The 20,817-nt window shown below is 41.3% G+C and carries 18 protein-coding genes; 16 read left to right on the top strand and 2 right to left on the bottom strand.

What is annotated here, in order from left to right; genetic code table 11:
- From BMZ41_RS12545 to BMZ41_RS12470, 16 genes are all read left to right on the top strand, one after another.
- Window positions 1–579: methionine adenosyltransferase domain-containing protein (locus BMZ41_RS12545; protein ID WP_177184224.1), on the top strand; the 579-nt coding region annotated here is incomplete at its 5' end.
- A 68-nt stretch (window positions 580–647) separates the two neighbouring features.
- Entirely contained in the window at window positions 648–1,709 is a 1,062-nt protein-coding gene (locus BMZ41_RS12540) for a sensor histidine kinase (protein WP_090167968.1), read from the top strand.
- Window positions 1,702–2,391: a response regulator transcription factor gene (locus BMZ41_RS12535; RefSeq protein ID WP_090167966.1), complete on the top strand. Its 690-nt coding sequence runs from the start codon at window positions 1,702–1,704 to the stop codon at window positions 2,389–2,391. Before BMZ41_RS12540 ends, BMZ41_RS12535 begins: the two co-directional genes overlap by 8 nt.
- Window positions 2,392–2,426: 35 nt before the next feature.
- Window positions 2,427–3,083 (top strand): RluA family pseudouridine synthase, encoded by a 657-nt coding sequence (locus tag BMZ41_RS12530; protein WP_090167963.1) that lies wholly within the window; start codon window positions 2,427–2,429, stop codon window positions 3,081–3,083.
- A gap of 23 nt (window positions 3,084–3,106) precedes the next feature.
- Complete coding sequence (locus BMZ41_RS12525) at window positions 3,107–5,389, top strand: GGDEF and EAL domain-containing protein (RefSeq protein WP_090530114.1); 2,283 nt, start codon at window positions 3,107–3,109, stop codon at window positions 5,387–5,389.
- A gap of 117 nt (window positions 5,390–5,506) precedes the next feature.
- Window positions 5,507–6,946 (top strand): proline--tRNA ligase, encoded by a 1,440-nt coding sequence (proS, locus tag BMZ41_RS12520; protein WP_090530111.1) that lies wholly within the window; start codon window positions 5,507–5,509, stop codon window positions 6,944–6,946.
- Window positions 6,942–8,273 carry a CCA tRNA nucleotidyltransferase gene (locus BMZ41_RS12515; RefSeq protein WP_090167958.1) on the top strand — a complete coding sequence of 444 codons (1,332 nt, stop codon included), beginning with the start codon at window positions 6,942–6,944 and terminating at the stop codon, window positions 8,271–8,273. The genes proS and BMZ41_RS12515 overlap by 5 nt, the downstream gene beginning before the upstream one ends.
- 4 nt (window positions 8,274–8,277) lie before the next feature.
- Window positions 8,278–9,516 carry a hypothetical protein gene (locus tag BMZ41_RS12510; RefSeq protein ID WP_143071351.1) on the top strand — a complete coding sequence of 413 codons (1,239 nt, stop codon included), beginning with the start codon at window positions 8,278–8,280 and terminating at the stop codon, window positions 9,514–9,516.
- A gap of 229 nt (window positions 9,517–9,745) precedes the next feature.
- Window positions 9,746–10,018, top strand: a complete 273-nt coding sequence (locus tag BMZ41_RS12505; protein WP_015548570.1) for an HU family DNA-binding protein — start codon at window positions 9,746–9,748, stop codon at window positions 10,016–10,018.
- A gap of 106 nt (window positions 10,019–10,124) precedes the next feature.
- A complete protein-coding gene (locus BMZ41_RS12500) occupies window positions 10,125–10,364 on the top strand; it encodes an RNA-binding S4 domain-containing protein (protein WP_015548569.1) in 240 nt (79 codons plus the stop codon).
- 2 nt (window positions 10,365–10,366) lie between these two features.
- On the top strand, window positions 10,367–10,681 hold the full coding sequence (locus BMZ41_RS12495) for a septum formation initiator family protein (RefSeq protein ID WP_090167954.1): 315 nt from the start codon (window positions 10,367–10,369) through the stop codon (window positions 10,679–10,681).
- Window positions 10,644–12,008 carry a tRNA lysidine(34) synthetase TilS gene (gene tilS / locus BMZ41_RS12490; protein ID WP_090530105.1) on the top strand — a complete coding sequence of 455 codons (1,365 nt, stop codon included), beginning with the start codon at window positions 10,644–10,646 and terminating at the stop codon, window positions 12,006–12,008. Before BMZ41_RS12495 ends, tilS begins: the two co-directional genes overlap by 38 nt.
- On the top strand, window positions 12,001–12,525 hold the full coding sequence (hpt, locus tag BMZ41_RS12485) for a hypoxanthine phosphoribosyltransferase (protein ID WP_028247590.1): 525 nt from the start codon (window positions 12,001–12,003) through the stop codon (window positions 12,523–12,525). Before tilS ends, hpt begins: the two co-directional genes overlap by 8 nt.
- Before the next feature lie 33 nt (window positions 12,526–12,558).
- The gene (gene ftsH / locus BMZ41_RS12480) at window positions 12,559–14,418 is read left to right on the top strand and encodes an ATP-dependent zinc metalloprotease FtsH (RefSeq protein ID WP_242870652.1); all 1,860 of its coding nucleotides are present in this window, start codon (window positions 12,559–12,561) and stop codon (window positions 14,416–14,418) included.
- A gap of 211 nt (window positions 14,419–14,629) precedes the next feature.
- Complete coding sequence (locus BMZ41_RS12475) at window positions 14,630–16,663, top strand: glycoside hydrolase family 13 protein (protein ID WP_090530103.1); 2,034 nt, start codon at window positions 14,630–14,632, stop codon at window positions 16,661–16,663.
- A 95-nt stretch (window positions 16,664–16,758) separates the two neighbouring features.
- The gene (locus BMZ41_RS12470) at window positions 16,759–17,217 is read left to right on the top strand and encodes a J domain-containing protein (RefSeq protein WP_090530100.1); all 459 of its coding nucleotides are present in this window, start codon (window positions 16,759–16,761) and stop codon (window positions 17,215–17,217) included.
- Here the strand turns inward: BMZ41_RS12470 and BMZ41_RS12465 are convergent.
- Together BMZ41_RS12465 and BMZ41_RS12460 are read right to left on the bottom strand one after the other, a co-directional pair.
- A complete protein-coding gene (locus BMZ41_RS12465) occupies window positions 17,198–18,097 on the bottom strand; it encodes an RluA family pseudouridine synthase (RefSeq protein WP_090530125.1) in 900 nt (299 codons plus the stop codon). The genes BMZ41_RS12470 and BMZ41_RS12465 overlap by 20 nt on opposite strands.
- Window positions 18,098–18,190: 93 nt before the next feature.
- The gene (locus tag BMZ41_RS12460) at window positions 18,191–20,626 is read right to left on the bottom strand and encodes a glycoside hydrolase family 94 protein (protein ID WP_090167946.1); all 2,436 of its coding nucleotides are present in this window, start codon (window positions 20,624–20,626) and stop codon (window positions 18,191–18,193) included.
- Between the last annotated feature and the right edge of the window lie 191 nt (window positions 20,627–20,817).

The raw sequence follows: 20,817 nt of genomic DNA, 5'->3' as shown, positions 1-20,817 counted from the left end.
GAAGACGTTACTCAGGAACAGATTCACGAAGACATTAAGAAATATGTCTTTGATCCAGTCCTTCCAAAGGACATGATTGATGATAAGACAAAGTTCTACATCAATCCAACAGGTCGCTTTGTAATCGGTGGCCCACACGGTGATGCAGGTCTCACAGGCCGTAAGATTATCGTAGACACATACGGTGGATACGCTCGTCACGGCGGCGGTGCTTTCTCAGGAAAGGATTGCACAAAGGTAGACCGCTCAGGTGCTTATGCAGCACGTTACGTTGCAAAGAACATCGTAGCAGCAGGACTTGCAGATAAGTGCGAGATTCAGCTTTCATACGCTATCGGTGTTGCAGAGCCTACATCAGTTATGGTAGACACATTCGGTACAGGGAAGCTTTCTGATGAGAGGATTATTGAGATTGTTCGTGAGAACTTTGATCTTCGTCCAGCAGGAATCATCAAGATGCTCGACCTTCGTCGTCCAATCTACCGTCCAACAGCAGCTTATGGTCACTTTGGCCGTACAGATGTTAAGCTTCCATGGGAGCAGACAGACAAAGCTGAGACATTAAAGAAATATCTTTAAAATTATCAATATGATATAATAAAAGCAGTCCTATACAGGGCTGCTTTTATTATATTTGGAGACGTGTCATGAAATTAAAACACAGGCTTATTATTTCATTTTTTATAATCGCGGTTGTCCCAATTATCATGTATATTTTGTTGCTTTTAAGCGGCAGGTTCGATCGCACCTTACTTAAATTCGTAATTGCGGAATTGTTTATCATGTCCTTTACCGCCTTTATGATGGTTACCTGGATATATAGTGGTGTCGTTATTCCTTTAAAAAAGCTGATAAGAGCCGCTAATAATATCAAAGAGGGCAATCTAGATTACAGTGTCGCAAGCACAGGCAAAGATGAGATGAGTGAGCTTTGCAATTCCTTTGAGGATATGCGAGTTCGTCTTCAGAACAATGCCAAGGACCGACTTGAGGATGAGGCAGAACAGAGAGCTTTGATTTCAAATATCGCCCACGATCTTAAGACTCCAATCACAGCTATCAAAGGCTATGCAGAGGGAATGTTGGATGGCGTAGCAGACACTCCTGAAAAGCAGGAGAAATACATTCGAACTATCTACAATAAAGCTAACGAGATGAACACACTCATCAATGAGCTTACCTTGTATTCAAATATTGATACCAACAAGATTCCATACAATTTCCAGAAGCTAAACTTAAGCGCCTATTTTACAGATTGTATAGAGGAGCTGGGGATGGATTTGGAGAATCAGCATATTCGTCTGGATTATTCCAATTTTGTTGACCCTGATGTGCAGATTATTGCGGATCCAGAGCAGCTTGGACGCATCATTCATAATATCGTTAGTAATTCCGTGAAGTATATGCGTGCTGATGTTTCATCACGAATTGGTATTACTATCAAGGATGTAGGTGATTTTGTTCAGATTGAAATTGCTGATAATGGGAAAGGTATCGCCACCCACGATTTGCCATATGTTTTTGACAGGTTTTATCGTGCAGATACCTCTAGAAATTCTGCAGCAGGTGGAAGCGGTATAGGTCTATCCATTGTTAAGAAAATCATTGAAGACCATGGTGGCAAGATTTGGGTTACAAGTAAGGAAAACGAAGGCACCACCATGTACTTCGTAATTCGTAAATATTTAGAGGAGGTCTACAGTGAGTAGAATACTTATTATTGAGGACGAGGAATCAATTGCTGAGCTTGAAAAGGACTACCTGGAGCTTTCTAACTTCGAGGTAGACATAGAAGGCGATGGCGAAAAGGGCCTGCAGAAAGCTTTGGCTGGAAATTATGATATGTACATTTTGGATTTGATGCTTCCTGGTATCGATGGCTTTGAGCTTTGCAAGCGAATCCGTGAGGTTAAGAATGTACCTATTCTTATGGTTACAGCAAAGAAAGAAGAGATTGATAAGATTCGTGGACTGGGTCTTGGGGCAGATGATTACATCACAAAGCCATTTTCACCAAGTGAGTTGGTTGCCCGTGTAAAGGCCCATTTATCCAGATATGAGAGACTGGTTCAGTCACCAAATATTCAGAAGAATGAAATTAGTATTCGTGGACTTAGAATTGACAAGGCTAGCCGTCGTGTTTGGATTAATGGTGAGGAAAAAGTTTTTACAGCCAAGGAATTCGATTTGCTTGCATTCCTTGCAGAGAATCCTAACGTTATCTATTCAAAGGAGCAGCTCTTTGAGACGCTTTGGGGAGAGGAATCCATTGGAGATATCTCCACAGTCACTGTGCACGTAAATAAGATTAGAGAAAAGATTGAGCTAAATACTTCAAAACCTCAATATATTGAGACTATCTGGGGTGTTGGTTATCGCTTTAAAGTCTGATAAAATATAACTATCACTTGAGGGGGTGTAATGCTATGGAAGTATTATTCGAAGACGACAGCATCGTAGTATGCTACAAACCAGCTGGTCTGGCGACACAGACCAGAAATATAGGTGAAAAGGACATGGAAAGCGAGCTTTCCAATTATCTCAAGGCCAATGGGGAGAGCCCTGAGATTCACGTGGTTCACCGTTTGGATCAGCCTGTAGAGGGGGTTATGGTTTTTGCTAAGACAAAGGCTGCAGCCAATAATCTCACAAGACAGATTGCTGATCACAAATTTAAAAAGCATTATTATGCAATCATTACCAGAGAGTCTTTTCCAGATGAGGGGGATTTGGTGGATTACTTGGTAAAGGATAATCGCACAAATCTTTCAAAGGTGGTTTCGGAAAATGACCCTAGAGCGAAGAGGGCTTCGTTGAGTTATCATACCATTGATGAGTGGGATGACCGCAAGCTCCTTGATATCGAGCTACAAACAGGACGTCATCATCAGATTAGAATACAGCTTGCCAGCAGGACAGCTCCAATCCTTGGAGATGTTAAGTATGGCGGAGTTTCTACAGGGCATAATCTGGCACTGTGCTCATATTCAATAGGATTTACACATCCTACCTCCGGCGCACAGGTTGAGTTTCAGGTTAAGCCAAAGGGAGAAGATTTTTTAGACAGTAAAATTGCTAATTAACTGACAAAACAGGGGGTTTTCAATTGATCAAACTCTACGTTGCAGTTTATTTGCTGACAGCATTTATCATGCTGGTGTGTGGAGTGTACATTGCTACAAAACACACTATAAAGCAAAATAAACTTAATATCTCAATAATGCAGCTTCTGGCTGTGGGAATTTTTGCTTGCCTTTCTTACAGTCATGCTATATCTGTGCGCACGGAAACGGCATCTGAATTTGGCTATGCCTTTTATTTCATAGGCATAGACTGGATACTGATAACGTTTTTGTTCTATGCCCGACAATATACAAGAATCTGGATAGATCAGTATGCATCAGCGTTGATTACGGCTACTATAGCAGCACTTGATTCCATCAGTCTCTTTTTTAACTACAAATGGCATCATGCTTTTTATCTTGTGAAGAAGGAGTTTGATGGAGAGTGGTTCTATGCCTTCCAAATCAATGATTACTACGTAGTGCATTTGGTATTCTGCTATATCCTTGTGGCCATGATTATTATGATTTTCATTCAGAAATCATATCTGACCAGCGGCTTTCACAGGAACAGATACCTTTCTATTCTGGTAATCTTTGTGGGCATCATATTGCTGGATATTGTTTATCTCTTCTTTGATTACCCAGTAGATATTTCCATTTGCCTGTATTCGGTGGCATCGATTTTCGTAAGCTACTACACGCTTTTGTATAATCCAAAAACCTTCGTAGAATACATGCTCAGTACCATTACTGAAAGAATGGAATGTGCGCTGGTATCCTTCGATGAGAACGACAACTGCATCTATTCTAATCAGCAGGCCAACAGAATGTTTTCACCAGGTGGAGACAATAAGCTTATCGAGGACAGATTCAAGAGATGGAGAGAGGGAAGAGAAACTAATTCCATTTCAAATACCAATTGGAGCGCCATTTACAATTTTAATGGAGAGGAGTATCGCTTCGATATTCACTTCAATAAGATTTACGATAAGAGAGGTTTTTACTGCGGATGTTACTTCTCCTTCTATGATGTTACTGGAGATTTCCTTGCATATGAGGAGGAGAAATATCGTTCTACTCACGATGCCTTGACAGGTGCTCTTAACAGAGAAAGCTTCTATGAGGAAGCCAGAAATATCCTGGATGAGAATCCTGAGATAGATTATGTAATGGTTTGTTGCGATATAAAGGGCTTCAAGCTTATCAATGATGTGTTTGGTGTAGATAAGGGCGATGAGCTTCTTGTCCGCTGTGCAGATACGATTCGAGAAAAAATTGCGGGAGGTGCTACCTTCGCTCGACTTGAGGCAGACCGTTTTGCTATTTTGGTACCAAAGAATCGATACAGTGAAGAGATATTTATGACTGGAATGAATCAGGTTAGTCATTCCCTTGATAATTCACAGTATCGCATGGTTATTCTGGCAGGTGTATATGACATCTTTGACAGAGATGCTCCAATCGTTTCAATGTGTGATGGTGCATTCCTTGCCATTGAATCAATTAAGGATAGCTTTAAAAACAGCATTGCCTACTATGGCGACATGCTTCGCCGTGAGTACATGACTGAGCAGAAAATATTGGCTGAGTTTGAGACAGCCCTTCAGACAGGGCAGTTTGCCATGTTCTTACAGCCGGTGGTTACTGTTGATGGAAGAATCACAATGGCAGAAGCACTGGTTCGCTGGATTCATCCTGACAGAGGAATTATTGCTCCAGCGTCCTTCATTCCACTGTTGGAGAAGACCGGATATATCTACAAGCTTGACCAGTACATTTGGGAGCAGGCGGCCAAGAGACTGGCTTACTGGACTACACTGGGACATGAGGAGTTGTCTATTTCGGTTAATATCTCGGTTAAGGATTTCTATTACATGGATATATACGAAACCTTGGTTTCAATTGTGGAGAAGTATCACATTGAGCCATCACGTCTGAAGCTTGAGATTACAGAGACGATATTCATGACAGAGAAGGAACGCCAGATAGATATTATGGCATCCCTTAAGGAATACGGTTTCCTTATAGAAATTGATGATTTTGGAAGCGGATATTCTTCTTTGAATATGTTGAAGGAGGTTCCGGCAGATATTCTTAAGATGGATATGGCTTTCCTTGCTATGGATAAAAATATTACAAGAGGTCGCAAGATTGTAAATACTATCATCACCCTTGCAAAGGCTCTTGGAATGATGGTTACTATAGAGGGCGTGGAGAATGAGGATCAGATGAATTATCTTAAAGGTACAGGAGCTGATTATCTCCAGGGCTACTACTTTAATAAGCCACTTCCGGTAAAGAAATTCGAAGAACTATATCTTTAAAATTTTTTTGAAAAATTTGGTGCAGGTCCATCTCATCTAAGGGGTGGACTTGCTTTTTATTTTGTATTAGAATAATAGGGCTTAACTAGATTTTTATAATAAGAAAAGGAGAAAAAAATGGCACAGGAAAAAAAGCTGGTAGAAGCGATTACCTCTATGTCAGAGGATTTCGCTCAGTGGTATACCGATGTAGTTGTTAAGGCTGATTTGATTGCATATTCATCAGTAAAGGGATGCATGATTATCAAGCCCGATGGGTATGCTATTTGGGAAAACATCCAGCACGAGTTAGATAGAAGATTCAAGGAGACAGGCGTACAGAACGTTTACATGCCTATGTTCATCCCGGAGAGTCTTCTTCAGGTTGAGAAGGACCATGTAGAGGGATTTGCACCAGAAGTAGCTTGGGTTACACACGGTGGTCTTAACCCGCTTCAGGAACGTCTTTGCGTTCGTCCTACTTCAGAGACTCTTTTCTGTGATTTCTATAAGGATATTATTCACTCTCACAGAGATTTACCAAAGGTTTACAATCAGTGGTGCTCAGTAGTTCGTTGGGAGAAGGAGACACGTCCATTCCTTCGTTCTAGAGAGTTCTTATGGCAGGAGGGCCACACAGCTCACGCTACAGCAGAGGAGGCAGAGGAGCGTACAGTTCAGATGCTTAATCTTTACGCAGACTTCTGCGAGGAAGTTCTCGCTATGCCTGTAGTTCGCGGACAGAAGACTGAGAAGGAGAAGTTCGCAGGAGCAGAGGCTACATATACAATCGAGGCACTTATGCACGATGGAAAGGCTTTACAGTCTGGTACTTCACACAACTTTGGCCAGAACTTCTCAAAGCCATTTGGTATTCAGTACTCAGATAAGAATAATCAGCTTCAGTATGTACATCAGACATCTTGGGGTATGACAACACGTCTTATCGGTGCTATCATTATGGTACATGGTGATGATTCAGGACTTGTTCTTCCACCACGTATCGCACCTACACAGGTTATCGTTATTCCTATTCAGCAGAAGAAGGAAGGAGTACTTGAGAAGGCAGCAGAGGTTACAGAGCGCCTTGGCAAGACTATGCGTGCTAAGCTTGATGATTCAGATAAGTCACCAGGTTGGAAGTTCAACGAGGCAGAGATGCGTGGTATCCCTGTTCGTGTAGAGCTCGGACCAAAGGATATCGAGGCAGGTAAGTGTGTACTTGTTCGTCGTGATACACGCGAGAAGATTGAGTGCCCACTTGATCAGGTGGAGGCAAAGGTTGCAGAGCTTCTTGAGACAATCCAGAAGGATATGTTTGAGAGAGCAAAGGCTCACCGCGATAGCCACATCTGGGATGCTCACAACTATGCAGAGTTTACAGAGATTGCAAATAACAAGCCAGGTTTCATTCGTGCTATGTGGTGCGAGGACGAAGCTTGTGAGAACAAGATTAAAGAAGATTTAGCTGTTACTTCACGTTGTATGCCATTCAATGATCAGGAGCATATTTCTGATGTATGTGCATGCTGCGGCAAGCCAGCTAAGAAATTAGTATATTGGGGTAAAGCTTATTAATATGAATTTACCAGCAGACGTTCAAAACATAATAAATGTATTAGAATCTAACGGACACGAAGCCTATGCAGTAGGCGGCTGTGTCCGTGACTGCATTCTAGGGAAAAATCCTCACGATTGGGATATTACCACATCGGCCTTGCCAGAACAGGTGAAGGCTTTGTTTGAGCGCACTTTTGATACAGGCATTGAGCATGGCACGGTTACTGTTTTGATGCATGGCATTGGCTACGAGGTTACTACTTACCGTGTAGATGGTAAGTACGAGGATGGTCGTCATCCTAAGGAGGTTACCTTCACAGCTTCTCTTGAGGAGGATTTGAAGCGCCGCGATTTCACCATCAACGCCATGGCATATAACGATACAAATGGTCTAGTGGATTTGTTTGGTGGAAAAGCAGATTTGGAGGCTGGCATCATAAGGGCTGTTGGTAATCCGATCGAGCGCTTTACAGAGGATGCCCTTCGTATGTTGCGTGCTCTTCGCTTCTCAGCCCAGCTTGGTTTTGAAATTGAGCAGGACACTTATGAGGCAATCAAGACTCTTGCGCCTACCCTGGAAAAAATCAGCGCAGAGCGTATTCAGGTGGAGATGGTAAAGCTGGTTACTTCTGCTCACCCAGAACGTATCAGGGATGTATATGCTACAGGTCTTACAAAGATATTCTTCCCAGAGTTCGATGCCATGATGGAATGCGACCAGGTAAACAAGCATCATATGTACTCAGTAGGAGAGCATACTATTGTATCTATGGGACTTGCTCCAGAGGACAAGGTTATTCGCCTTACAATGATGCTTCATGATGTTGCTAAGCCAGTTTGCAAGACTACAGATGAAAATGGTCAGAATCATTTCAAGACCCATCCTGTAAAGGGTGCTGATATGGCTCGTACAGTATTGCGTCGCCTGAAATTTGATAATGACACTACTGATAAGGTATGCAATCTTGTAAAGAATCATGATGACAGACCGGAGATTAATCACCGCAATGTTCGTCGAATGATTATTCGCGTGGGACAGGAAAATTTCCAGGACCTATTGGCGGTTAAAAGAGCAGATACACTGGCTCAGAGCGCATATCATCGTAAAGAGAAGCTTGAATATATAGATGAGCTTGAAAGAGTTTTTAATGAGGTGGTTGCAGCAGGCGATTGCCTTCGAATCAAGGATTTGCAGATAAATGGCAAGGATTTAATTGCCATGGGAGTTCCACAGGGACAAAGAATAGGAGAGGTTTTATCCACTATTTTTGACTCGGTTGTGGAAAATCCTGAATTGAATCAGAGGGAAACTCTGTTAAATATGGCTAAAAGTATGATAAAATAATCCCATGAGAGGGATTTTTACGAAAAAATGGTCTAATTTAATAGTATTATCAGTTATTTGTGCAGGGGCATTGCTGGGATGTGGATATCGTAACAATGCCACTGTTACTAACTATACTGGTTCGGCTCTTCAGAATGGTAATGAGACTGAAGAGGTGGAGGACCAGCAGGCGCAGGCTGAGGCTGAGAACCCGGAGCTTTACATAGTTGAAAGTCTGGATATGACAGATGAGACTATAGCCCTTTATTCTATCGAATCTGACCAGCAGCTACGCTACAATTACAACATGACCACGAAATTCTTAAATCAATATGGCAGTACAGACACCTGGGCCGAGTTTACTACCGGTTCCGTAGTTTCTATAGGTGATTTTCTGCCGTCTTCAGGAGCACTAAGTCTGGTGCAGAAATCAGCAGATGTATGGATGTATGAGGATATTAAAAAATATAATATCGATATGTCTCACAATTTAATAGCTATCGATGGTAAGAATTATAAGCTTACAGAGAAGACCAAAGCATATTCTGACAGTGAAAAGATTCTTATAGAGAATATAGGTAAGGATGATGCAATAACTGTCATAGGAAAGGACAAGGAGGTAATATCTATTGCTATCACTACTGGGCATGGATATCTCAGCCTTGTAAATACAGCTGTTTTTGATGGTAGTCTAATTTTTATAGGAAATAAGATTGTTTCAATGGTAAATGGAAATGAGACAATTGAGGTGCCTGAAGGCACTTATCTGGTGACTGTGGCCAATAACGGCTGGGGCGGTTCTCAGGAAATAACAGTTAATCGTGGCGAAAATATCATGGTGGATTTGGATTCCATGAAAGGAGACGGTCCATCCTACTGTCTGATGACGTTCCTGGTGACGGTACCAGAAACCTATGTATATATAGATGGAAAGATTGTGGACACAAACGAGCCTCAATATGTACAATACGGCACCCACAAGTTGGTGGTAAAATGCTCTGGCTATAAAGCCTGGAAAAAGACCCTTGTAGTTAATTCAGAATCTGCTGAGATTACCTTGGCAATGGAGGCTGAAAATGATAGTGGAGTTACCTCTTCGGAGTCAACAAGTGAGGCTTCTGAACAGGCTGAAGAAATAATTGACGAAACTGTTTCAAACGGCCATGAAGAGGAGACTGCAGGCAGCGCAATTAAGGATGATTATGACTACGAAGTTGACTATTTATCAACGATTTCCGACCTTATAAGCAACTTAATGAACTAGATTGTGTGAAAAAGTTGTGAACTTCCTAGAAAATCAAGGGTTTGTAAATGGTAATTATAGTTAAAAATCACGTTAGAAATTTGTAATATTTCATAAAACCCTTATAAAATCGGGATTTTTTGGGGTTTTTGTGTTGACACTGTTATATAAAACAATTATAAAGGATATTGTAGTTATTAAGGATTTTGGTCCTAAAATAAAAATAACAATTCTCGAGGAGGAATAAGTAATGAACAAGACAGAATTAGTAGCAGCTATCGCTAGCAAGGCTAACATTTCAAAGAAGGACGCTGAGGCTTCTGTAAAGGCTTTCACAGAGGTTGTAGCTGAAGAGCTTAAGAAGGGGGAGAAGATTCAGCTTGTTGGCTTCGGTACATTCGAAGTTTCTAAGAGAGCAGCTCGTACAGGTAGAAATCCACAGACAGGCGCTGAGATGAAGATTCCTGCATCTAAGGCTCCTAAGTTTAAGGCTGGTAAGGCTCTTAAGGATTCTATCAACTAATAACTTTTAGAATCGACTAGGGTTCGGCAATGCCGAACCCTTTTTTTAAGCCTACGCTAGTTACGGCTACAAGCCTACTAGCTTATGTTGAGATAAGAGGTACGCTATGAGACTAGATAAGTATTTAAAAGTAAGTAGATTGATAAAACGTAGAACTGTTGCTAATGAAGCTTGTGACAGCGGTCGTGTACAAATTAATGGAAAAATTGCGAAAGCTTCCACCGACGTTAAAGTTGGTGATATAATAGAAATAGCATTTGGTAATAAAAATGTGAAAGTTGAGGTCCTTGATATTCAGGACACTACAAAGAAGGATGCAGCTGCAGATCTCTTTAAATATTTATAATTATGGCAAAGAAAAAAAGAAAACAGGTTAGAAGACGAAAGAAAACCTCCACAGGTAGAATATATGTAGCGGTTATTATGCTTTTCATGATAGGCGTAATGACTGTCCAGATTGTGCGCCTCTACGATAAGAATGAGGAGCTCAAGAAGAAGGAGGAGACTTTACAGACTCAGCTTGATGCAGCAGAAGAAAAGAGTAAGCAGTTAAAAGAACAGGAAGAATACGTCGGTAGTGACGAATACATAGAAAATGAGGCTTCACAGAAGCTTGGATTGACACATGACAATTGGATCATTTTTAGACAAAAAGAAGATTAGAGAATATATTCAAAAAAATAATATGTTAAACAAAGGCGACAGGGTGGTCTTGGGTTTATCCGGAGGACCTGATTCTGTATGCCTTTTTTTTGTGCTCCTTGCATTGAAAGAGGAGCATGGTTTGGATATTCATGCCCTTCATGTAAATCACTGCATAAGGGAAGGGGATGCTGATGAAGATCAGGCATATGTGGAGAGTCTTTGCAGGGACTTTGAGGTGCCGTTAAAGGTCGTTAGAGTGGATATTCCTGCAATGGTGGCAGAATCAGGCAGGTCTACTGAAGAAGAGGCCAGAATGGCACGATATGAGGCCTTTGAGGCCTACGCAAAGGAGCTGGAAGGCGATAGTGATGAGGAGACAGTAAAGATTGCGATAGCCCACAATGCGGACGATAACGCAGAGACGGTTCTTTTCCATATGGCAAGAGGTACAGGCTTGGATGGAATGTGTGGAATAGCCCCAACCAGAGGAAGAATTATACGTCCTTTATTGGAGATTCCCAAGGCAGAAATATTGGAATTTATTCAGGATAATGAGATTGCCTATTGCGTGGATGAAACCAATTCAGAGGTCTGCTATGACAGGAACAGGATAAGACACAATATTTTACCAGAACTTTCAGAAATAAATCCTAAGGCACTAGAGCATATTACCGATATGACTAACAGATTGATGGAAGTTGCGGATTATATCTCACTTGAGGCGAAAGGGCTTTTGGCTATTGCCAAGGATGAGGGAGATAAGCTGAGAAAGCGAGCTTTTATCACTGCTCCACGAGTTATCGCCAGTCAGGCCTTAAAAGAGTATCTTAGTGGTTTTATGCCAAATCAGAAGGATGTAAGTGCAGTTCATATTGAAAGTATTTTAGGGCTCCTACAGGAGGAGGGAGAGCGACAGGTACAGCTTCCATATAAGAAGACTCTCATCATTTCCTACGAGCATTTATATGTGATTGACGAGGAGGAAGATGATGAGCCAAAAGGTACCATTTCCTACCGTGAATTCGACCTTGAGCCGGGTATGAAATACCCTACGTCAACCTATACTAAATGGTTTGATTGTGATAAAATATCGGATAATGTTGTAATAAGAACCCGAGCTGAAGGGGATTATCTTACTATCGATTCCGCTGGAAATCATAAGTCTATTCAGGACTATTTTGTGGATGAAAAAATACCTAAGCATATGAGGGACAAAATCATTCTTGTGTGTGATGGTAGCCATGTAATGTGGGTAGTAGGTTATCGAATCAGCGAATATTATAAAATCTCTAATAATACCACTCGTGTATTAGAGGTAGTTTACGGAGGAATTGGAAATGAGTGAGAACATCAGAGTCCTTTTACCAGAGGATGAATTAGCAGCACGTATTGCTGAGCTTGGAGCACAGATTAGTAAGGATTATGAGGGTGAGACAGTATTTTTAGTTTGCATCCTTAAGGGAGCTTCATTCTTCGCATGTGAGCTTGCTAAGAGAATTACAGTGCCAGTTATTATCGATTTTATGGCTACATCAAGCTATGATGGTGGCACAGTATCTTCTGGAGTAGTTAAGATTAAGAAGGACCTTGATTTAGATCCAACAGGTCAGAATGTAATCATTGTTGAGGATATTATTGATAGTGGTAATACACTTAACTACCTCGGTCAGCTTTTCAAGGACCGTGGCGCAAAGTCAGTTCGTATGGTTACAATGCTTGATAAGCCTGACCGCAGAGAAGTTGATGTTCATGTTGACTATACAGGCTTTACAATTCCAGATCAGTTTGTTGTCGGCTACGGTCTTGATTATGACCAGAAATATCGTAACCTTCCATACATCGGTATTGTTGAGCTAGACTAGGAGGACACTTTGAAGAAAAACAGAGCTTCAGGAATGATTATCTACGCCCTATTTGTTGTGGTTGTGTTAGGTATTCTTTACAGCAGCATGGGCAACAAGACTACCACCTATTCTATGGCGGAGTTTAAAGGTGCAATGAAAAGGGAACAGGTCAAATCTGTTAGTATTACACAGAATGAGGAAGTTCCTACAGGTGCGGCTACCATAAAGCTCACCACAGGCGATACAGTCACACTGTATGTGTCTGATGTAAATGATTTTCAGGATATGCTCACTGAGGCAGATATTGCTTACAATCTCAGTGATATTCCTCATGATAGTTGGCTTTCTGAGCTTTTACCTATGCTCATTGTTCTTGGTGCAGTATTCATTCTCTTTATGATTATGATGAATGCGCAGGGGGCAGGTGGCGGTGGTGCCAATGCCAGAATGATGAACTTCGGCAAGAGCCGTGCCAAGATGTCTACAAAAGAGGACATCCACACACGTTTCAATGACGTTGCAGGTCTTAAAGAAGAAAAGGAAGAGGTTGAGGAGCTTGTTGATTTCCTCAAGGATCCTAAGAAATATACAAAGCTTGGAGCACGTATCCCTAAGGGAGTTATTCTTGTAGGCCCTCCAGGTACAGGTAAGACACTTCTTGCCAAGGCTATTGCTGGTGAGGCAGGAGTTCCTTTCTTCTCAATTTCTGGTTCGGACTTTGTGGAGATGTTCGTCGGTGTAGGTGCGTCACGTGTGCGTGACCTTTTTGCAGAGGCAAAGCAGAATGCACCATGTATTGTTTTTATCGATGAGATTGATGCTGTTGCCAGACGCCGTGGTACAGGTATGGGCGGTGGTCATGATGAGCGTGAGCAGACACTGAATCAGCTTCTTGTAGAGATGGATGGTTTTGGTGTAAACGAAGGCATCATTGTTATGGCAGCCACAAACCGTGTAGATATTTTGGATCACGCTATCATGCGTCCAGGACGTTTTGATAGAAAGGTATTTGTTGGACGTCCAGATGTGCAGGGACGCGAAGAAATACTTAAAGTACATGCTAGTAATAAGAGTTTGGGCGATGACGTTGATCTTAAACAGATTGCTCAGACTACAGTTGGCTTCACAGGCGCAGATTTGGAGAATCTTCTTAATGAAGCAGCCATTCTTGCAGCAGGTGAGGACAGACAATATATTACAAATGACGATATTAAAAAGTCCTTTGTAAAGGTTGGTATTGGTAAGGAAAAGAAGAGCCGTGTGGTTTCTGATAAGGAAAAGAAGATTACAGCCTACCACGAGAGTGGACATGCGATTTTATTCCATGTGCTTCCTGATGTAGGTCCTGTATATTCTGTTTCTATCATTCCTACAGGTGCCAGCGCAGCAGGCTACACTATGCCTATCAATGAAAATGATGAAATGTTCAATACAAAGGGCAAAATGCTTCAGGATATTGTGGTTTCATTAGGTGGTAGAGTTGCTGAAGAGCTTATTTTTGATGATGTTACCACAGGTGCATCTCAGGATATTAAGCAGGCTACTCAGGCAGCCAGAAACATGGTTACCAAGTTTGGTTTCTCTAAGAATATTGGTATGGTTCATTATGGTGATGACGAGGAAGAAGTCTTCATCGGAAGAGATTTGGCTCATACTAAGGGATTCTCAGATGCAACAGCTAAGGCCATCGATGATGAGGTTAAGATGATCATCGATGAATGTTATGAAAAAGCTGTGAAACTTTTGAAAGAGTATGAACCTATCTTACACAAATGTGCTAATCTATTATTAGAGAAAGAAAAGATTAGTCGATCAGAATTCGAAGCTTTATTTGGGGATGAAGTGAAGGATGAAAATACCGAAGAAAGCCTCGAGGGAGTCGCTGTAGAAGGTATTAACTGGGATAATTAGTGCAATATGCACAAAAAATATTGAGGGGTTTTGGTATGTTTGTGCACACTTGAGTGTTGCACCGCCATATAATAAACATCGTAAAAACCCCCCAATACATTATATAATTTTTACTAACCCCATAGTAAAAATACCTTCTCCTAAAAAGACAGCGATCGTTGCTGTCTTTTTTACTATCTAAAAATATTCTTAGTCAGCTAGGGGGATTCACATGAATATCCACGCAATATACTCAGATGGAACAGCTGAATATAGATACCCTATGGAACCAGATGAGAATTCTCTGGTGACTATTAGTATTAGAGTTTATCATCAGGAAGATGTAGATGTTTTTTTGATGTCTAAAACTGACAATCTCAGTCAGCGCATGCACCTGGACAGAACTCGTGGTGAATTTGATTTTTATTCTTGCACAGTACAACTGGGCGAAAAGGAATTTAGATATTATTTTGAGCTCGTAGTGGGCCTTGATCATTATTACTATGACCGTGTAGGTCTGTGGAGAGATTACAGGGAGCACTATGAGTTTTCTATTATGCCAGGCTTTTCCACACCAGCCTGGTCTAAAGGTGCGGTTATGTACCAAATCCTGGTGGATAGATTCTGCAATGGAAATCCTGACAATGATGTGGTAACAAACGAATATCATTATGTTGGTGCGCCAGTTGAGGGAGTAAAGGACTGGAATTCTATGCCAGCAAATCTTGATATAGGTAGATTCTACGGTGGAGATTTAGAGGGAGTCCGTCAGAAGCTGCATTACCTGAAGAGTCTTGGCGTGGAGGTAATCTATTTCAATCCACTGTTTGTATCTCCTTCTAATCATAAATACGATACTTCGGATTACGATTATATTGATCCTCATTTTACTGTAATTAAAAAGGATGGCGGAGAATGCCTTGACCCAGGGGATTATGACAATACCCATGCTACAAAGTATAAGCTCCGTGTTACCAATAAGGAGAATCTGGAGGCCAGCAATCAGTTTTTTGCTGACTTTGTTAATGAGGCGCACCAGAAAGGTATCCGTGTAATCATAGATGGTGTATTTAACCACTGTGGTTCCTTCAACAAGTGGCTGAATCGAGAGAAGATTTATTCTAAGGCGGAGGGCTATGCGCCAGGTGCTTATGAAAGTAAGGATAGTCCTTATAACAGCTTCTTTAAGTTCTATGAGGACAGTTGGCCAGATAATAAGAGCTATGACGGTTGGTGGAGCCATGATACGCTTCCTAAGCTCAATTACGAGGATTCGCCAAAGCTCTACGAGTATATTTTAAATATTGGTAAGAAGTGGGTTAGCGAGCCATATAACTGTGATGGCTGGCGCCTTGATGTTGCTGCTGATTTGGGACATTCTGAGGAGTTTAATCACAAATTCTGGCGTGATTTCAGGGATGCTGTAAAGAGTGCTAATCCAAATGCTATAATTTTGGCTGAGCATTATGGAAATCCTTCTGCCTGGCTTGCAGGTGACCAGTGGGATACCATAATGAATTACGATGCTTTTATGGAACCGCTTACCTATTTCCTTACAGGTATGGAGAAGCATTCTGATGAGTTCCAGCCTAGTGCCTTGGGTGACGGTGACCGTTTCAAGAATACTATGCTTCATTTTATGGCGAGACTTAAAACACCATCCCTGTACTGTGCAATGAATCAGCTTTCAAATCACGATCATTCACGCTTCCTAACACGTACTAATCATACTGTGGGAAGAATTGCTACAAAGGGCACGAAGGCTGCTGAAGATGGTGTAAGCATTCCTGTGATGAAGCTTGCAGAGATGATTCAGTTCACATGGCCTGGAGCACCTACACTTTATTATGGCGATGAGGCAGGTGTATGTGGATTTACTGACCCGGATAGTCGTCGTACTTATCCATGGGGTAATGCAAATTATGATTTGATAGATTATACCCGAGATATAATTATGATTCATAAGCAGAGCCACGCTATTAAGGAAGGATCCTTTAGATTTTTGAATTGTGGGCAGGGATTTATTAGCTACGGAAGATTTACCAGCAATGAACAAATTGTTGTTTTAATTAATTCCAATGGCCATGATATCGACGTAGATGTGCCTGTTTGGATAGCTGGTGTGCCACTTAATTGTCAACTTGAGAGATTGATTTTGAGTAATGAGGTTGGGTATTCCATCATGCCGACCGATATAACTGTTGAGGGAGGAAATCTCCATGTTACACTTGGACCAAATTCGGGCATAGTGTACAAAAGAATTTAAAAATACTTGACCAATGTACTAATTTACAACGCCGAAGTTACCATAGTATAATTAGGAAAACCAAAAACTTTGGTAATTAAAGCGGGAGAAAAATTATGGCGAAGAATCTCACATGTCAGGACAAGATCGACATGCAGGAACTTGAGAAGCGACATAAAGAGTTAGAAAAAGCATGGAACGATTTATTAAAAGAAAAGAGGGAAGTCGAGGCTAGGATACATACCCTCGAGCAGCAGGAAAAGCAGTTTGAGATGAAATGGGAAATGCTCATTAGAGAGACTCAACAGCTTGCTGATGATAAACAACAGTTTGAGCGCAAGAAAAAGTTTTATGACCACGTTCAGGCTAACGCACAGGAGGAGTATGCTGTCACTACATCTGACAACATAGTCCATGGCGAAATGTTCTTCTCTGGCGTATCCACCCAGAAAGCACTTAAAAAGCGTTACAAGGATCTTATTAAGATTTATCATCCAGATGGAGATGCAGGTGATACAGCTACAGTTGCTGAAATCAACAGAGAGTACGAGGACCTTAAGTCTCAGATGAATTAAATATTGCAGACATATCATCAGGTAATGGAGCAACAAACTCCATTACCTTTTTTGTTATCGGATGAATAAAAGCAATCTTATGAGAGTGCAGTGCCTGCCTCTCCATATACTCAAAATCTGGATTGTACAAGTGGTCACCAATCAATGGATGACCAAGATATTTAAAGTGAACACGAATCTGATGGGTGCGGCCTGTCTCAAGATGAATTGAGATGAGGCTGTGCCCATTTTTTTCGTCCATAACTTTGTAGTGGGTGACAGCTCTTTCACCATTTTCGAAATCCACCTGTCTTGTGATGATTGAGTCGCTAACACGTCCAATAGGAGCATCTATGGTGCCTTCCTGCTCATCTAGTGTGCCACGAACGATGGCATAGTATTCCCTGTGAAACTCTCTGTTCTTTACCATTGTGGAAAGAATGTTGGCACTAACAAGATGCTTGGAAATAACCGTTAGCCCAGAAGTGTTCTTATCTAATCTATTAGCACATCTGAATATAAATGGTTTGCCCTGCTGCTCATAGTAATATGCAAGTCCATTTGCTAAAGAATCCTCGTAGTGATTTAGGCTTGGATGAATTGAAAGCCCTGCTGGCTTGTTAATTACTATGATATCTTCATCTTCATAAACAATATCTAAAGGCATTTCTACAGGAGGAATCTTCTCAGAAGAATCTTCCTCAGTGATATTTACAATCAGAATCTCTCCTGTGTGAAGCTTACGATTCATATGTACCCATTCGCTATCAATAACCACGTTGTTTGGCATTTTTTTAATAGCGGTGATGTTGGCAGATGAATAGCCGTTGGCTTTAAGGAATTTATCTATTTGAAATCCATCATATTCAGTTGAGATTGTGTATGTTAATGTTCGATTCATACTCATCATTAAACAGCAAAAGAGCCGAACGGTCAACGTCGGCTCTTTTTCGAAGGAGAATAAATTAATATATATGAAGAAAATGAAAAGAAACTATTTCATTGTAGCAACGACATTTACTGTCTTCTTGCTACCATCGAATGGAATGATGTTTCCTTCGATTTCCTTACCATCAACAAGTAAGCTTGCTACACCCTTCTGTACCTTGTTAGGGTTCTTGATTTCGATGTTGTATGTAACACCGCGGTAAACACGAGTTACATTGAAATCACCAAATTCAGCTGGAGTACAAGGATTTACTGAAAGTCCCTCAAGTGTTGGATAAATACCTAAGATGTACTGAGAGATATTTGTAAATGTCCAAGCTGCTGTACCTGTAAGCCAGCTGTTCTTAGCTTCACCATGGAACTTTGCGTCAGCACCAGCAACCATCTGTGAGTAAACATATGGCTCAGTTCTATGAATCTCAGAAATGTCCTCGATGTATGAAGGACAAGTCTTCTTGTAAACTTCAAATGCTCTGTCGCCGCGACCAATGCAAGTCTCAGCGATAGAAATCCAAGGATTGTTGTGGCAGAAGATACCAGCATTCTCCTTGTATCCTGGTGGATATGATGTGATTTCACCAAGCTCGAGATGATATCTTGTGTAAGCAGGCTGAAGAATCATAACACCATATTTTGTATCAAGCTTCTCTTTAACTGAATCAAGGGCCTTCTTAGCGTTGCCATCTTCAACACCAACACCAGCCATTACGCACATACCCTGTGGCTCGATGTAAATCTGTCCCTCGTCACATTCCTTAGAACCAACCTTGTGGCTGTAAGCATCATAAGCACGTACGAACCACTCGCCGTCCCAGCCATCCTTCTCGATAGCTGCAATCATCTTATCAACCTCTGCAAGAACTCTTGCTTCCTCAGCTGTATCACCCATGAGCTTAGCAAGTGCTGCGTACTCACGACCATACTTAACAAACATACCAGCGATGAATACTGACTCAGCAACTGGTCCTTCAGAAGGTCCGAAGCACTGGAAGCTTTCGCCTGGATGCTCAGAGAAGCAGTTAAGGTTCAAACAGTCGTTCCAGTCAGCACGACCGATAAGTGGAAGGTCATGTGGACCCTTGTGATTTACGATGTAATCAAATGAACGCTGTAAGTGCTCCATAAGTGTAGTTGCAACTGACATATCGTTGTCATATGGAACCATCTCCTTAAGGATTGAAGTATCACCTGTTTCACGGATGTAAGCTGATGTACCAGCGATGAGCCAAAGTGGATCATCATTGAAGCCTGAACCGATATCAGAGTTACCCTTCTTTGTAAGTGGCTGATACTGGTGGTAAGCTGAACCATCCTGGAACTGTGTAGATGCGATATCAATAATACGTTCTCTTGCACGGTCTGGAATAAGGTGAACGAATCCGAGAAGATCCTGACAAGAATCTCTGAATCCCATTCCACGTCCGATACCTGTCTCATAGTAAGAAGCAGAACGTGACATGTTAAATGTAACCATACACTGATACTGGTTCCAGATGTTAACCATACGGTTTACATGCTCGTCCTTAGACTCGATATGGAATTTGCTGAGAAGGTCATTCCAGTAAGCATTAAGTGCTGCGAAAGCCTTATCAAAATCTTCTGTTGTCTGGTACTTAGAAAGAAGAGCAGTTGCTTTCTTCTTATTGATAACGCCTGGCTTCTCCCACTTGTCATCTTCAGCGTTCTCTACATAACCAAGTGCAAATACAAATGTCTTTGACTCGCCTGGATTTAAGCTAACGTTGAGCTGGTGTGAAGCGATTGGATACCAACCAGAAGCGATTGTGTTATGAAGCTTTCCTTCGATAACAGCTGCTGGCTTATCAGGACCGTTGTAAGCTCCTCTGAACTCATCACGACTTGTCTCGAAACCATCAATCTTAGCGTTTACAGAGTAAACAGCATAGTGATTACGACGCTCTCTGTACTCAGTCTTGTGATAGATTGTAGAATCGATTACCTCAACCTCACCGATTGAAAGGTTACGCTGATAGTTCTTCATATCATCATCGGCGTTCCAGAGGCACCACTCTACATATGAGAAAAGAGTAATATCTTTCTTTGAGTTTCCTTTATTTGTAAGAGTAACCTTAGTAAGCTCTACAGGATCATCGAAAGGAACAAAAGTAACAAGTGCTGCTTCGATATCATTTTTTACACCTGTGAACTTGCTGTAGCCAATACCATGGCGGCACTCATAAGAGTCAAGTTCAGTCTTTGTTGGCTGCCAACCTGGATTCCAGATTGTATCGCCATCTTTAATATAGAAATACTTACCATTCGTATCTGGTGTAGTATCGTTGTAACGATATCTAGTCATGCGAAGAAGCTTTGCATCTTTATAGAAGGTATAACCTCCGCAAGTATTTGATAATAATGTAAAGAAATCCTTGCAGCCCAGATAGTTAATCCATGGCAAAGGAGTCTTTGGAGTTGTGATGACATATTCCTTATTAGCATCATCGAAAAATCCGTATTTCATGTTTTCCTCCCTTTTTAAAGTAATCATATTTATGGTATTTCGAAGTATGGCCTGCATTAAATTTAAGAAAACGATTAAGTTACTGAGAGCCTATGCATTAGCCGTTTTCGAAATAATAGACCCGTAAACGTTTAAGTAAATAAACCAAGGTACTCCACAAAAAGAATAACATAAACAAGGTAAAAAGCAAT

It is taken from the genome of Pseudobutyrivibrio sp. UC1225, assembly GCF_900115215.1.
Lineage (GTDB): Bacteria > Bacillota > Clostridia > Lachnospirales > Lachnospiraceae > Pseudobutyrivibrio.
The sequence above is the reverse complement of the archived record's forward strand: the minus strand, read 5'-3'. Positions and strand labels throughout refer to the sequence as shown.

Coding starts and splice junctions, on each gene's coding strand:
- BMZ41_RS12540 (WP_090167968.1), top strand. CDS start 648: ATGAAATTAAAACACAGGCTTATTATTTCATTTTTTATAATCGCGGTT.
- BMZ41_RS12530 (WP_090167963.1), top strand. CDS start 2,427: ATGGAAGTATTATTCGAAGACGACAGCATCGTAGTATGCTACAAACCA.
- proS (WP_090530111.1), top strand. CDS start 5,507: ATGGCACAGGAAAAAAAGCTGGTAGAAGCGATTACCTCTATGTCAGAG.
- BMZ41_RS12510 (WP_143071351.1), top strand. CDS start 8,278: ATGAGAGGGATTTTTACGAAAAAATGGTCTAATTTAATAGTATTATCA.
- BMZ41_RS12505 (WP_015548570.1), top strand. CDS start 9,746: ATGAACAAGACAGAATTAGTAGCAGCTATCGCTAGCAAGGCTAACATT.
- BMZ41_RS12500 (WP_015548569.1), top strand. CDS start 10,125: ATGAGACTAGATAAGTATTTAAAAGTAAGTAGATTGATAAAACGTAGA.
- BMZ41_RS12495 (WP_090167954.1), top strand. CDS start 10,367: ATGGCAAAGAAAAAAAGAAAACAGGTTAGAAGACGAAAGAAAACCTCC.
- tilS (WP_090530105.1), top strand. CDS start 10,644: ATGACAATTGGATCATTTTTAGACAAAAAGAAGATTAGAGAATATATT.
- hpt (WP_028247590.1), top strand. CDS start 12,001: ATGAGTGAGAACATCAGAGTCCTTTTACCAGAGGATGAATTAGCAGCA.
- ftsH (WP_242870652.1), top strand. CDS start 12,559: ATGATTATCTACGCCCTATTTGTTGTGGTTGTGTTAGGTATTCTTTAC.
- BMZ41_RS12475 (WP_090530103.1), top strand. CDS start 14,630: ATGAATATCCACGCAATATACTCAGATGGAACAGCTGAATATAGATAC.
- BMZ41_RS12470 (WP_090530100.1), top strand. CDS start 16,759: ATGGCGAAGAATCTCACATGTCAGGACAAGATCGACATGCAGGAACTT.
- BMZ41_RS12465 (WP_090530125.1), bottom strand. CDS start 18,097: ATGAATCGAACATTAACATACACAATCTCAACTGAATATGATGGATTT.
- BMZ41_RS12460 (WP_090167946.1), bottom strand. CDS start 20,626: ATGAAATACGGATTTTTCGATGATGCTAATAAGGAATATGTCATCACA.